Annotated in this window: 12 protein-coding genes; all 12 read left to right on the forward strand. The window is 53.5% G+C overall.

The window, feature by feature from the left end:
* Positions 1-3: 3 nt before the first annotated feature.
* The 12 genes from amiB to rlmB all read left to right on the forward strand — a co-directional run bounded on the left by amiB (position 4) and on the right by rlmB (position 13974).
* Entirely contained in the window at positions 4-1335 is a 1332-nt protein-coding gene (amiB, locus tag BZK42_RS17565; protein ID WP_065554875.1) for an N-acetylmuramoyl-L-alanine amidase AmiB, read from the forward strand.
* 9 nt (positions 1336-1344) lie between these two features.
* The gene (gene mutL / locus BZK42_RS17570; RefSeq protein WP_080859593.1) at positions 1345-3207 is read left to right on the forward strand and encodes a DNA mismatch repair endonuclease MutL; all 1863 of its coding nucleotides are present in this window, start codon (positions 1345-1347) and stop codon (positions 3205-3207) included.
* Positions 3200-4150, forward strand: a complete 951-nt coding sequence (gene miaA, locus BZK42_RS17575) for a tRNA (adenosine(37)-N6)-dimethylallyltransferase MiaA (RefSeq protein ID WP_080859595.1) — start codon at positions 3200-3202, stop codon at positions 4148-4150. Before mutL ends, miaA begins: the two co-directional genes overlap by 8 nt.
* Before the next feature lie 84 nt (positions 4151-4234).
* The gene (gene hfq / locus BZK42_RS17580) at positions 4235-4543 is read left to right on the forward strand and encodes an RNA chaperone Hfq (protein ID WP_003025584.1); all 309 of its coding nucleotides are present in this window, start codon (positions 4235-4237) and stop codon (positions 4541-4543) included.
* A gap of 74 nt (positions 4544-4617) precedes the next feature.
* Positions 4618-5898, forward strand: coding sequence for a ribosome rescue GTPase HflX (hflX, locus tag BZK42_RS17585; RefSeq protein WP_016151415.1), 1281 nt, complete (start codon positions 4618-4620; stop codon positions 5896-5898).
* 189 nt (positions 5899-6087) lie between these two features.
* A complete protein-coding gene (gene hflK, locus BZK42_RS17590) occupies positions 6088-7341 on the forward strand; it encodes an FtsH protease activity modulator HflK (RefSeq protein WP_016151416.1) in 1254 nt (417 codons plus the stop codon).
* A gap of 2 nt (positions 7342-7343) precedes the next feature.
* Entirely contained in the window at positions 7344-8348 is a 1005-nt protein-coding gene (gene hflC / locus BZK42_RS17595) for a protease modulator HflC (protein WP_016155510.1), read from the forward strand.
* Between the two features lie 82 nt (positions 8349-8430).
* The gene (locus tag BZK42_RS17600; protein WP_019078201.1) at positions 8431-8628 is read left to right on the forward strand and encodes a DUF2065 domain-containing protein; all 198 of its coding nucleotides are present in this window, start codon (positions 8431-8433) and stop codon (positions 8626-8628) included.
* 102 nt (positions 8629-8730) lie between these two features.
* On the forward strand, positions 8731-10029 hold the full coding sequence (purA, locus tag BZK42_RS17605) for an adenylosuccinate synthase (RefSeq protein ID WP_003025606.1): 1299 nt from the start codon (positions 8731-8733) through the stop codon (positions 10027-10029).
* Between the two features lie 216 nt (positions 10030-10245).
* Positions 10246-10671 carry a nitric oxide-sensing transcriptional repressor NsrR gene (nsrR, locus tag BZK42_RS17610; protein WP_003025609.1) on the forward strand — a complete coding sequence of 142 codons (426 nt, stop codon included), beginning with the start codon at positions 10246-10248 and terminating at the stop codon, positions 10669-10671.
* A 38-nt stretch (positions 10672-10709) separates the two neighbouring features.
* Positions 10710-13172, forward strand: a complete 2463-nt coding sequence (gene rnr / locus BZK42_RS17615; protein ID WP_019078203.1) for a ribonuclease R — start codon at positions 10710-10712, stop codon at positions 13170-13172.
* A gap of 70 nt (positions 13173-13242) precedes the next feature.
* Positions 13243-13974, forward strand: coding sequence for a 23S rRNA (guanosine(2251)-2'-O)-methyltransferase RlmB (gene rlmB, locus BZK42_RS17620; protein ID WP_003830482.1), 732 nt, complete (start codon positions 13243-13245; stop codon positions 13972-13974).
* The last annotated feature ends 17 nt before the right edge of the window (positions 13975-13991 follow it).

Genomic DNA, 13991 nt, shown 5'->3' on the forward strand with positions numbered 1-13991 from the left:
GGGATGATTTATCGCATCAGAAACTGGCTGATGGCAACACTGGTCCTGCTGTGCGCGCAGGCAGGGGCCGCCAGCCTCTCCGATCTTCAGGTGTCCAATGGCGATCAACAAGCGCGGATTACGCTGAGCTTTATTGGCGATCCTGAATACGCAGTTTCGCAGGACGGGAAACGAACCGTCGCGTTGGATATTAAACAAACCGGTGTGATTCAGGGGTTACCGCTGCTGTTTAGCGGCAATAATCTGGTGAAATCTATCCGTTCCGGCACGCCAAAAGATGCGCAGTCTCTGCGCCTGGTTGTGGATTTAACCGAGAACGGCAAAGCCGAAGCCGTAAAACGCCAGAACGGCGGCAATTATACCGTCGTGTTTACCATCAAAGCTGATGCGCCACCGCCGCCTCCACCACCTCCAGTGGTTGCGAAGCGTGTTGAAGCGCCGGTTATCGCCCCGCGCCCTGCCGAGCCTGCGCGTAATCCGTTTAAAGCGGAAAACGATCGCACCACGATGGTAACCAACAGTAATACCTCCACACGACCTGCGGCGCGCGCCAGTACCAGTAACGGCGAAAAAGTAGTTATCGCCATTGATGCCGGACACGGCGGGCAGGATCCTGGCGCTATTGGTCCCGGTGGCACACGTGAGAAAAACGTCACTATTGCCGTAGCGCGCAAACTGCGCAGTTTGCTCAATGATGACCCGATGTTTAAAGGCGTACTCACCCGTGATGGCGATTACTTTATCTCGGTGATGGGGCGTTCAGACGTTGCGCGTAAACAAAACGCCAACTTCCTGGTCTCTATTCATGCGGATGCTGCGCCAAACCGGGATGCCACTGGTGCTTCCGTCTGGGTACTGTCAAACCGTCGGGCAAACAGTGAGATGGCCGGCTGGCTGGAACAGCACGAAAAGCAATCGGAACTGTTGGGTGGGGCGGGTGATGTTCTGGCAAACAGCCAGTCCGATCCTTATCTCAGCCAGGCCGTGTTGGATCTGCAGTTCGGTCATTCGCAACGCGTTGGGTATGATGTAGCGACCAGCATGATCGGCCAGTTAGAACGTATTGGCTCGATGCATAAGCGTCGTCCGGAACACGCCAGCCTTGGGGTATTACGTTCGCCTGATATCCCGTCAGTGCTGGTTGAAACCGGCTTTATCAGTAACAACAGCGAAGAGCGTCTGTTGGCGAGTGATGACTACCAGCAGCAGCTGGCCGAGGCAATTTACAAAGGATTGCGTAACTATTTCCAGGCGCACCCGATGCAAACCGGGCCTCAGGGCACACAGGCGCAAACCGCCAGTGCGGTATCGCCTGGTAACACGTTAACAAATTAAGGATTAGCCATGCCGATTCAGGTTCTACCGCCACAGCTGGCGAACCAGATTGCCGCAGGCGAGGTGGTAGAACGGCCTGCGTCAGTGGTGAAGGAGCTGGTGGAAAACAGTATCGATGCCGGTGCGACGCGCATTGATATTGATATTGAGCGCGGCGGCGCGAAGCTTATCCGTATTCGTGACAACGGCTGCGGGATTAAAAAAGACGAGCTGGCGCTGGCGCTGGCGCGTCATGCCACCAGTAAAATTTCCTCGCTTGACGATCTCGAAGCCATCGTGAGCCTCGGGTTTCGCGGCGAAGCGCTGGCCAGTATCAGCTCCGTTTCTCGTTTAACCCTGACGTCGCGTACGCAAGAACAACCTGAAGCCTGGCAAGCCTATGCCGAAGGGCGCGACATGGATGTGACGGTTAAACCCGCTGCGCATCCGGTGGGAACCACGCTGGAGGTGTTAGATCTGTTCTACAACACCCCGGCGCGGCGCAAGTTTATGCGCACCGAGAAAACTGAATTTAATCATATCGACGAAATAATCCGCCGCATTGCGCTGGCACGTTTTGATGTGACGATTAATTTGTCGCACAACGGCAAAGTGGTGCGTCAGTACCGGGCAGTGGCCGCGGATGGGCAGCAGGAGCGCCGACTGGGCGCGATTTGCGGCACGCCGTTTCTGGAACATGCGCTGGCGATTGAATGGCAGCATGGCGATTTAACGCTGCGCGGCTGGGTGGCCGATCCTAACCACACAACGGCGGCGCTGGCGGAAATCCAGTACTGCTATGTGAATGGCCGGATGATGCGCGACCGGTTGATCAACCATGCTATTCGTCAGGCCTGTGAAGATAAGCTGGGAGCCGATCAGCAGCCCGCTTTTGTGTTGTATCTGGAAATCGACCCGCATCAGGTGGATGTTAACGTACATCCCGCCAAACATGAGGTCCGTTTTCATCAGTCCCGCCTGGTGCATGATTTTATTTACCAGGGCGTGTTGAGCGTCCTGCAACAGCAGCTTGAAACGCCGCTGCCGTTGGCTGATGACGACGAGCCCGCCCCAAGGCACATCCCGGAAAACCGCGTCGCGGCCGGGCGTAACCATTTTGCCGAACCGGCCCCGGCGCGTGAACCTGCGACGCCGCGTTACTCAGCATCTGCTGGCGCTGGCAGTAGTGGTGGCCGTCAGACGGGGGCCAGCTGGCCTCATGCCCAACCTGGATATCAAAAGCAGCAGGGTGAGATTTATCAGCAACTGCTACAGACGCCGGTTCCGCCGCGTAAAACGCCGGTTTCTGAAACGCCATCAGCACCTCTGACCGGCAGCAGTCAGGGCTTTGGGCGGGTGCTAACCATTGTCGGTACGGACTGCGCATTACTCGAATGCGATGGTCATATTCGGTTGCTGGCATTGCCGGTGGCGGAACGTTGGCTACGTCAGGCGCAGTTAACGCCGGACCAGGGCGTCGTATGCGCTCAGCCGTTACTGATCCCTTTACGTCTAAAAGTGACCGCTGATGAAAAAGCGGCGCTGCAAAAAGGGCAGAGCCAACTGGCTGAGTTGGGTATTGAATTTCAACTGGATGCGCAGCATGTGACCATCCGGGCGGTGCCTTTACCCTTACGCCAACAAAATTTACAAATCTTGATTCCTGAACTGATAGGCTACCTGGCGCAGCAGTCCGAATTCGAACCGGGCAATATTGCACAGTGGATTGCACGTAATCTGATTAGCGAGCATCCGCAGTGGAGCATGGCTCAGGCGATTACGCTGTTAGCGGATGTTGAGCGGCTTTGCCCACAACTCGTGAAGGCACCGCCGGGTGGTTTGTTACAACCTGTTGATTTACATTCGGTAATGAATGCCCTGAAACATGAGTGATACCCGTAAGGTGAGCCTGCCAAAGGCGATTTTTTTGATGGGGCCGACGGCCTCCGGTAAAACGGCACTGGCAATTGAATTGCGTAAAGTTTTGCCTGTAGAGTTGATAAGCGTTGATTCCGCCCTTATTTACAAGGGGATGGATATCGGTACAGCCAAGCCTGATGCAGATGAATTACAGGCCGCGCCGCACCGGTTGCTGGATATCCGCGATCCGTCCCAGGCGTACTCTGCTGCGGATTTTCGCCGCGATGCGTTAGCCGAGATGGCCGATATCACCGCCGCGGGGCGTATTCCGCTGCTGGTGGGTGGCACAATGTTATATTTCAAAGCCTTGCTTGAAGGGCTGTCGCCGTTACCGTCGGCAGATCCGGAAGTCAGGGCAAGAATTGAGCAGCAGGCGGCAGAGCATGGGTGGGACGCGTTACACCGACAGCTTCAGGAAATAGATCCGGTGGCTGCGGCGCGTATTCATCCAAATGATCCGCAAAGACTTTCCCGGGCACTGGAAGTTTTTTTCATTTCGGGTAAAACTTTAACGGAGCTGACGCAAACGTCAGGAGATGCTTTGCCGTATCAGGTGCATCAGTTTGCTATCGCCCCGGCGAGCCGTGAACTGCTCCATCAGCGAATTGAGCAGCGTTTTCATCAGATGTTGGCTTCAGGTTTTGAAGCAGAAGTCCGGGCGCTATTTGCCCGTGGAGATTTGCATACGGATTTGCCTTCCATTCGTTGTGTAGGGTATCGCCAGATGTGGTCATACATTGAAGGCGAAATTTCATACGATGAAATGGTTTATAGAGGTGTTTGCGCCACGAGGCAGTTGGCGAAGCGACAGGTAACCTGGTTGCGTGGTTGGGAAGGGGTGCACTGGCTTGACAGTGAAAAGCCTGACCAGGCGCGAAACGAAGTATTACAGGTTGTTGGTGCTATCGCGAACTGAATGTGTACAATTGAAACGTATCGTGCGCAATTTTTCAGAATCGAAAGGTTCAAAGTACAAATAAGCATATAAGGAAAAGAGAGAATGGCTAAGGGGCAATCTTTACAAGATCCGTTCCTGAACGCACTGCGTCGGGAACGTGTTCCAGTTTCTATTTATTTGGTGAATGGTATTAAGCTGCAAGGTCAAATCGAGTCTTTTGATCAGTTCGTGATCCTGTTGAAAAACACGGTCAGCCAGATGGTTTATAAGCACGCGATTTCTACTGTTGTCCCGTCTCGCCCGGTTTCTCATCACAGCAATAATGCCACCGGCGGCACTGGCAGCAACTACCATCACGGTAGCAACGCGCAAGGTTCATCTGCGCAACAGGACAGCGAAGAAACCGAATAAGGTTGTTAGCTGTTTTACACACGGGGAGCCAGCGATCCTGCGTTCCCCGTTGATATATATTAAGGGGTTGACGCTTGTTTGACCGTTATGATGCCGGTGAGCAGGCGGTACTGGTACACATCTATTTTTCGCAAGACAAAGATATGGAAGACCTCCAGGAGTTTGAATCTCTGGTTTCTTCCGCCGGTGTCGAAGCAATGCAGGTGATTACCGGGAGCCGTAAAGCACCGCACCCGAAGTATTTTGTTGGTGAAGGTAAGGCAATCGAAATTGCGGAAGCCGTAAAAGCGACTGGCGCTGCGGTGGTGATTTTTGATCATGCTCTAAGCCCCGCCCAGGAACGTAACCTGGAACAGTTGTGCCAGTGTCTTGTTATCGACAGGACAGGTCTTATTTTAGATATTTTTGCCCAGCGTGCGCGCACCCATGAGGGTAAGTTGCAGGTTGAGCTGGCGCAGTTGCGCCATATGGCTACTCGTCTGGTCCGTGGCTGGACCCACCTTGAAAGGCAAAAGGGCGGGATTGGTTTGCGCGGTCCGGGTGAAACCCAGCTCGAAACCGACCGTCGTTTGCTGCGTAATCGCATTTTGCAAATACAGTCGCGCCTGGAAAAAGTTGAAAAGCAACGTGAGCAGGGGCGACAGTCGCGCAAGAAAGCGGATGTCCCAACCGTATCACTGGTGGGATATACCAACGCCGGAAAATCCACCCTGTTCAACCAGATCACCGAAGCCCGGGTTTACGCAGCGGATCAGCTGTTTGCAACCCTGGACCCAACGCTGCGCCGTATAGACGTAGCGGACGTCGGTGAAACCGTGCTGGCGGATACCGTAGGGTTTATCCGTCATTTGCCGCACGACCTGGTGGCGGCGTTTAAGGCCACCCTGCAGGAAACGCGTCAGGCGACATTGCTGCTGCATGTTATTGATGCTGCAGATTTTCGTGTGCAGGAAAACATCGAGGCCGTCGACACGGTGCTCGAAGAGATCGATGCGCATGAGATCCCGACTCTGCTGGTGATGAATAAAATCGATATGCTGGATGATTTTGAACCACGTATCGACAGAGATGAAGAGAATAAACCCATTCGCGTTTGGGTTTCAGCGCAAACGGGAATAGGTATACCACAGCTTTTTCAGGCTTTGACTGAGCGACTTTCCGGTGAGGTGGCGCAGCATACGTTGCGTTTGCCGCCGCAGGAAGGGCGTCTGAGAAGCCGGTTTTACCAACTTCAGGCAATAGAAAGAGAGTGGATGGAGGAGGACGGCAGCGTAGGTCTGCAGGTTCGTATGCCGATCGTAGACTGGCGTCGCCTCTGTAAACAAGAACCGGCACTGGAAGACTATATTGTCTGACCTGACGGATATGGCCTGAAGATTTTTTCGCCTCTATACCTTGTGGGTTTTGTGCAGCATGAAGGTGGCAAGTCCTGAAATCTTCAGGAGCATAGTCAACTATGTGACTGAGATTAAAGGGCGTAGCCAACGCATCGGCAGCGCAAAATACGCAGGTATAGCATCGCATAACAAATATGGAGCACAAAAATGGCGTGGAATCAGCCCGGTAATAACGGACAAGACCGCGACCCGTGGGGAAGCAGCAAACCTGGCGGCAACCCTGAGGGAAATGGAAACAAAGGTGGTCGCGATCAGGGACCTCCCGATCTGGATGATATCTTCCGCAAACTGAGTAAAAAGCTCGGTGGTCTGGGTGGCGGTAAAGGTGCTGGTTCTGGCGGCGGTAGCTCATCGCAAGGCCCTCGTCCGCAATTGGGTGGTCGAGTCTTTACTATCGCAGCGGCAGCTATCGTCATTATCTGGGCGGCCAGCGGTTTCTACACCATTAAAGAAGCGGAACGCGGCGTGGTGACACGCTTCGGTAAATTCAGCCATTTGGTTGAACCGGGTCTGAACTGGAAACCGACCTTTGTCGACGAAGTGACTCCGGTCAACGTGGAAGCCGTGCGTGAACTTGCCGCATCCGGCGTGATGCTGACCTCTGACGAAAACGTCGTACGCGTTGAAATGAACGTGCAGTACCGCGTGACCGATCCGCAGCGTTACCTGTTTAGCGTAACCAGCGCGGATGACAGTCTGCGTCAGGCAACCGACAGCGCCCTGCGTGGGGTTATCGGTAAATACACCATGGACCGTATCCTGACCGAAGGGCGTACCGTTATTCGTAGCGATACCCAGCGTGAACTGGAAGAAACGATCCGTCCGTACAACATGGGTATCACCCTGCTGGACGTCAACTTCCAGGCAGCACGTCCGCCGGAAGAAGTAAAAGCCGCGTTTGACGATGCCATTGCAGCACGTGAAAACGAGCAGCAGTACATCCGTGAAGCAGAAGCGTACACCAACGAAGTTCAGCCACGTGCTAACGGTCAGGCGCAGCGTATTCTGGAAGAAGCGCGTGCTTACAAAACGCGAACCATCCTGGAAGCACAGGGTGAAGTGGCTCGTTTCGCAAAAATTCTGCCGGAATATAAAGCCGCACCGCAAATTACTCGCGAGCGTCTGTATATCGAAACCATGGAAAAAGTGCTGAGCAATACCCGCAAAGTCCTGGTTAACGATAAGGGCAGCAATCTGATGGTTCTGCCGCTGGATCAAATGCTGAAAGGCGGTAGTGCGCCAGCAGCAAAGAGTGACAGCAGTTCAAACCTGCTGCGTCTGCCGCCAGCAACGACGTCCGGCACTGGAGCAAGCAATACCTCGTCCACCAGTCAGGGCGATATTATGGACCAACGCCGCGCGAACGCGCAGCGTAACGACTACCAGCGTCAGGGGGAATAACGATGCGTAAGTCAGTTATTGCGATTATCATCATCGTTCTGGTAGTTCTGTTCATGTCTGTCTTTGTGGTCAAAGAAGGCGAGCGCGGGATTACTCTGCGCTTTGGTAAAGTTCTGCGTGACGATGAAAACAAGCCGCTGGTTGTGGCACCAGGCCTGCACTTCAAGATTCCGTTTATTGAATCTGTGAAGATGCTGGATGCGCGTATTCAGACCATGGACAACCAGGCCGATCGCTTTGTTACCAAAGAGAAGAAAGACCTGATCGTTGACTCCTACATTAAGTGGCGCATCAGTGACTTTAGCCGTTACTACCTGGCAACGGGCGGTGGCGATGTTTCTCAGGCGGAAGTCCTGCTGAAACGTAAGTTCTCTGACCGTCTGCGTTCTGAAATTGGTCGTCTGGACGTGAAAGACATCGTTACCGATTCCCGCGGTCGTCTGACGCTGGAAGTTCGTGATGCGCTAAACTCCGGTTCTGCTGGCACGGAAGATGAAGTCGCGACTCCGGCGGCAGATAGCGCGATTGCCGAAGCGGCTGAGCGTGTTCAGGCTGAAACAAACGGTAAAGTACCGGTCATCAACCCGAACAGTATGGCGGCATTGGGCATCGAAGTGGTTGACGTGCGTATCAAGCAAATCAACCTGCCTGCTGAAGTGTCTGAGGCTATCTACAACCGTATGCGCGCTGAGCGTGAAGCGGTAGCGCGTCGCCATCGTTCACAAGGTCAGGAAGAAGCGGAAAAACTGCGTGCCACGGCGGATTATGAAGTGACTAAAACGCTGGCAGAATCTGAGCGTCAAGGCCGCATCATGCGCGGTGAAGGCGATGCAGAAGCCGCTAAACTGTTTGCCGATGCGTTCAGCCAGGATCCTGACTTCTACGCCTTCATCCGTAGCCTGCGTGCTTACGAGAAGAGCTTCGAAGGCAACCAGGACGTGATGGTCATGAGCCCGGACAGCGATTTCTTCCGCTACATGAAGACACCGAGCACTACGACACGCTAATAAAGTTCCAGCGGTTTTAAACCAGCAAAACCACCGGCATCCCCAGGGATGCGGTGGTTTTCTTTTTATAAAAGGACGATGGATGAATTCAACAATTTTGCTGGCGCTCGCGCTGGTTTTGGTGCTGGAAGGCCTGGGCCCTATGCTTTATCCCCGCGCGTGGAAGAAAATGATTTCCGCAATGGCGCAACTTCCCGAAAATACTTTGCGTCGTTTTGGTGGAGGTCTTGTGGTTGCGGGCGTTGTGGTCTACTACATGTTGAGGAAAACGATTGGCTGATCAATAAGTAGCCTATTTTGCGGATTTTCGCATGCAAAAAGTGCTGTATATCTGAAAAAGCGGTGGTAGAATCCATTTTTAAGCAAACGGTGATTTTGAAAAATGGGTAACAACGTCGTCGTACTGGGCACCCAATGGGGTGACGAAGGTAAAGGGAAGATCGTCGATCTTCTGACTGAACGGGCTAAATATGTTGTGCGCTACCAGGGTGGTCACAACGCAGGCCATACTCTCGTAATCAACGGTGAAAAAACCGTCCTCCATCTTATTCCATCAGGTATTCTTCGCGAGAATGTCATCAGCATCATCGGTAACGGTGTTGTACTGTCTCCGTCCGCGCTGATGAAAGAAATGAAAGGACTGGAAGATCGTGGCATCCCGGTTCGCGAGCGCCTGCTGTTGTCTGAAGCTTGTCCGCTGATCCTTGATTATCACGTTGCGTTGGATAATGCTCGTGAGAAAGCGCGTGGCGAGAAAGCGATCGGTACTACCGGTCGTGGCATCGGTCCGGCTTATGAAGACAAAGTAGCTCGTCGCGGTCTGCGCGTTGGCGATCTGTTTGATAAAGCAACCTTCGCTGAAAAACTGAAAGAAGTGATGGAATATCACAACTTCCAGCTGGTGAATTTCTATAAAGTTGAAGCAGTTGACTACCAGAAAGTGCTGGATGATGTGATGGCGATTGCCGACATCCTGACCTCTATGGTTGTTGATGTTTCCGATCTGCTGGACCAGGCGCGTAAGCGTGGCGATTTCGTCATGTTCGAAGGCGCACAGGGTACCCTGCTGGATATCGACCACGGTACCTATCCGTACGTAACGTCTTCCAACACCACCGCAGGTGGCGTGGCGACCGGCTCCGGCCTGGGTCCACGTTATGTGGATTACGTTCTGGGTATCATCAAAGCTTACTCTACACGCGTAGGCGCGGGTCCGTTCCCGACTGAGCTGTTTGATGACGTTGGCGAGTTCCTGTGCAAACAAGGTAACGAGTATGGCGCGACCACCGGTCGTCGTCGTCGCACCGGTTGGCTGGACTCCGTTGCGGTACGCCGTGCAGTACAGATTAACTCCCTGTCTGGCTTCTGCCTGACCAAACTGGACGTACTGGACGGTTTGAAAGAGGTGAAAATCTGTGTCGCTTATCGTATGCCGGATGGCCGTGAAGTAACGACTACCCCGCTGGCTGCAGACGACTGGAAAGGTATCGAGCCGATCTACGAAACCATGCCGGGCTGGTCTGAATCCACCTTCGGTGTGAAGGAACGTAGCGGTCTGCCGCAGGCAGCACTGAACTACATCAAGCGTATTGAAGAACTGACCGGTGTGCCGATTGATATTATCTCAACTGGCCCAGACCGTACTGAAACCATGATCCTGCGCGACCCGTTCGACGCATAATTCTGGTTATAGCGTGGCGTCGAATGGCGCTGCGCTTGCATTATCTTAGGCCGGATGAGGCACTTTGCATCATAATCCGGCTTAAAATCACGTAAGTTCCTCGCTTTTTTCCTTCCTGAACTGAAATAAATTAGCGACCTGGCTGGTGGCTGGTTTATCATCAATGTAATTAATACCACCAGGTTTATCCGTTTTATCCCTTTTCCTGAGGTTGATGTGCAGTTAACAAGTTTCACCGATTACGGATTACGTGCGCTAATCTACATGGCGTCACTTCCCGAAGGACGTATGACCAGTATTTCTGAGGTGACAGAAGTCTACGGCGTGTCCCGTAATCATATGGTCAAAATAATCAATCAACTTAGCCGTGCGGGCTTCGTTACTGCTATTCGAGGAAAAAATGGCGGTATCCGCCTGGGTAAACCAGCTAAGGATATTGGTATTGGTGATGTGGTTCGCGAGCTGGAACCACTATCGTTGGTCAATTGTAGCAGCGAGTTTTGCCACATTACCCCAGCCTGTCGACTTAAACAGGCGCTTTCTAAGGCAGTGCAAAGTTTTCTCACGGAACTGGACAACTACACACTTGCTGATTTGGTTGAAGAGAATCAACCGCTTTATAAATTATTGCTGGTGGAGTGACGAAAATCTTCATCAGAGCTGACAATGGAGGAACCTCGATGTCACAAGATCCTTTCCAGGAACGCGAAGCAGAAAAATACGCGAATCCTATCCCGAGCCGGGAATTTATCCTCGAACATTTAACTAAACGTGAAAAACCGGCCAACCGCGATGAGCTGGCCGCTGAACTCAACATTGAAGGTGAAGAGCAGCAAGAAGCGCTGCGTCGCCGCCTGCGCGCCATGGAGCGTGACGGGCAACTGGTCTTCACTCGTCGTCAGTGCTATGCGCTGCCGGAGCGTCTTGACCTGCTGAAAGGTACCGTTATTGGCCACCGTGATGGCTACGGCTTTCTGCGCGTTGAAGGCCGCAAAGATGACCTGTACCTGTCCAGCGAGCAGATGAAAACCTGTATTCATGGCGATCAGGTGTTGGCACAGCCGCTGGGAGCGGACCGTAAAGGTCGTCGCGAAGCGCGTATTGTGCGCGTACTGGTACCGAAAACCAGCCAGATTGTCGGTCGCTACTTCACCGACGCTGGCGTTGGGTTTGTCGTCCCTGACGACAGCCGCCTGAGCTTTGATATCCTGATCCCGCCGGAAGAGGTGATGGGTGCTCGTATGGGTTTCGTGGTCGTGGTTGAGCTGACCCAGCGTCCGACGCGTCGCACTAAAGCGGTGGGTAAAATTGTTGAAGTCCTGGGCGACAACATGGGAACCAGCATGGCCGTTGATATGGCGCTGCGTACTCATGAAATCCCGTATATCTGGCCTCAGGCGGTCGAAAAACAGGTCGCCGGACTGAAAGAAGAAGTGCCGGAAGAAGCGAAAGCCGGGCGTGTCGATCTGCGCTCCCTGCCGCTGGTCACTATCGATGGCGAAGATGCGCGTGACTTCGATGATGCGGTTTACTGCGAGAAGAAGCGCGGCGGCGGCTGGCGTTTATGGGTGGCGATTGCTGACGTAAGCTATTACGTTCGCCCGCCGACTCCGCTGGACCAGGAAGCGCGCAGCCGTGGCACATCCGTCTACTTCCCATCGCAGGTTGTTCCGATGCTACCGGAAGTGCTGTCTAACGGATTGTGTTCGCTCAACCCGCAGGTGGACAGGCTGTGTATGGTCTGTGAAATGACCATTTCGTCGAAAGGCCGCTTAACAGGCTTTAAATTCTACGAAGCGGTTATGAGCTCCCATGCGCGTCTGACCTACACCAAGGTCTGGCACATGCTGCAGGGCGATCAGGAACTGCGTGAGCAGTACGCGCCGTTGGTTAAACACATTGAAGAGCTGCATAACCTCTACAAAGTGCTGGATAAAGCGCGTGAAGAGCGTGGCGGTATCTCGTTTGAAAGTGAAGAAGCGAAGTTTATCTTCAATGCTGAACGCCGTATTGAGCGTATTGAGCAGACGCAGCGTAATGACGCGCACAAACTGATTGAAGAGTGCATGATCATGGCGAACATCTCAGCGGCGCGATTCGTTGAGAAAGCCAAAGAGCCGGCACTGTTCCGCATTCACGATAAGCCGACGACCGAAGCGATTAATTCGTTCCGTTCGGTGTTGGCGGAGCTGGGGCTGGAGCTGCCCGGCGGTAATAAACCCGAGCCGCGTGATTACGCCGAACTGCTGGAGTCGATTGCTGACCGTCCTGACGCAGAAATGCTGCAAACTATGCTGCTGCGTTCAATGAAGCAGGCGATTTACGATCCGGAAAACCGCGGTCACTTTGGCCTTGCGTTGCAATCTTATGCACACTTCACCTCGCCGATCCGTCGTTACCCGGATCTCTCCTTGCACCGGGCGATTAAGTATCTGCTGGCGCAGGAGCAGGGCCATAAAGGCAACACCACGGAAACGGGGGGCTACCATTATTCGATGGAAGAGATGCTGCAGCTGGGTCAACACTGTTCGATGGCCGAGCGCCGTGCTGACGAAGCCACACGCGACGTCTCTGACTGGCTGAAGTGCGACTTCATGCTGGATCAGGTAGGTAATGTCTTCAAAGGCGTGATCGCCAGCGTTACCGGGTTTGGTTTCTTCGTCCGTCTTGATGAGCTGTTTATCGACGGTCTGGTGCATGTCTCCTCCCTGGATAACGACTACTATCGTTTTGACCAGGTTGGGCAGCGTCTGACGGGGGAATCCAGCGGTCAAATGTATCGCCTGGGCGATCGCGTGGAAGTTCGCGTGGAAGCGGTCAACATGGACGAGCGTAAAATTGACTTCAGTTTGATCTCCAGCGAACGTGCACCACGCAATGAAGGTAAAACCGCGCGTGAAAGAGCGAAAAAAGGCGATGCGGGTAAAAATACCGGTAAGCGTCGTCAGATGGGCAAAAAAGTGAATTTCGAGCCGGATAGCGCTTTCCGCGGCGAGAAGAAAGGCAGAGCCAAACCTCAGGCGGATAAAAAAACGGCTGAGAAGAAAGGCGATAAAAAAGCGAAAAAACCATCGGCAAAAACGCTTAAAATCGCTGCCGCCACCAAAGCTAAACGCGCGACGAAAAAGAAAGTCGCGCAATAACAGCCATAAACAGTAAGTCGGGCAACCTCGCGTTGCCCGCGTTACGCATAAACTATTAACGAGTACATTCATGAGTGAAATGATTTACGGCATCCATGCGGTGCAGGCTCTGCTGGAACGTGCGCCTGAGCGCTTCCAGGACGTCTTTATTCTCAAAGGTCGTGAAGATAAACGCCTGCTGCCGCTGATCCACGCACTGGAAGCACAGGGTGTTGTCATTCAGCTGGCTAACCGCCAGTTCCTGGATGAGAAAAGCGAGGGTGCGGTACATCAGGGAATTATTGCTCGCGTGAAGCCGGGTCGTCAGTATCAGGAAAACGATCTGCCGGATCTGATTGCTACGCTCGATCAGCCGTTCTTTTTGATCCTCGATGGTGTTACCGATCCGCATAACCTGGGGGCATGCCTGCGTAGCGCCGATGCTGCTGGCGTCCATGCTGTTATCGTACCGAAGGATCGTTCTGCGCAGTTGAATGCAACGGCGAAAAAAGTGGCTTGCGGCGCGGCAGAAAGCGTACCGCTGATCCGTGTGACCAACCTGGCGCGCACTATGCGTATGCTGCAGGAAGAGAATATCTGGATCGTCGGAACCGCAGGTGAAGCTGACCATACTCTCTACCAGAGCAAAATGACCGGACGTCTGGCGCTGGTGATGGGCGCAGAGGGTGAAGGTATGCGTCGTTTGACCCGCGAACACTGTGACGAACTGATCAGCATCCCGATGGCTGGGAGCGTTTCGTCGCTGAACGTTTCAGTTGCGACGGGCATCTGCCTGTTTGAGGCTGTACGCCAGCGCGGCTAAACTATCTCCCTCATTTC

Source organism: Citrobacter braakii (assembly GCF_002075345.1).
GTDB classification, from domain to species: domain Bacteria; phylum Pseudomonadota; class Gammaproteobacteria; order Enterobacterales; family Enterobacteriaceae; genus Citrobacter; species Citrobacter braakii.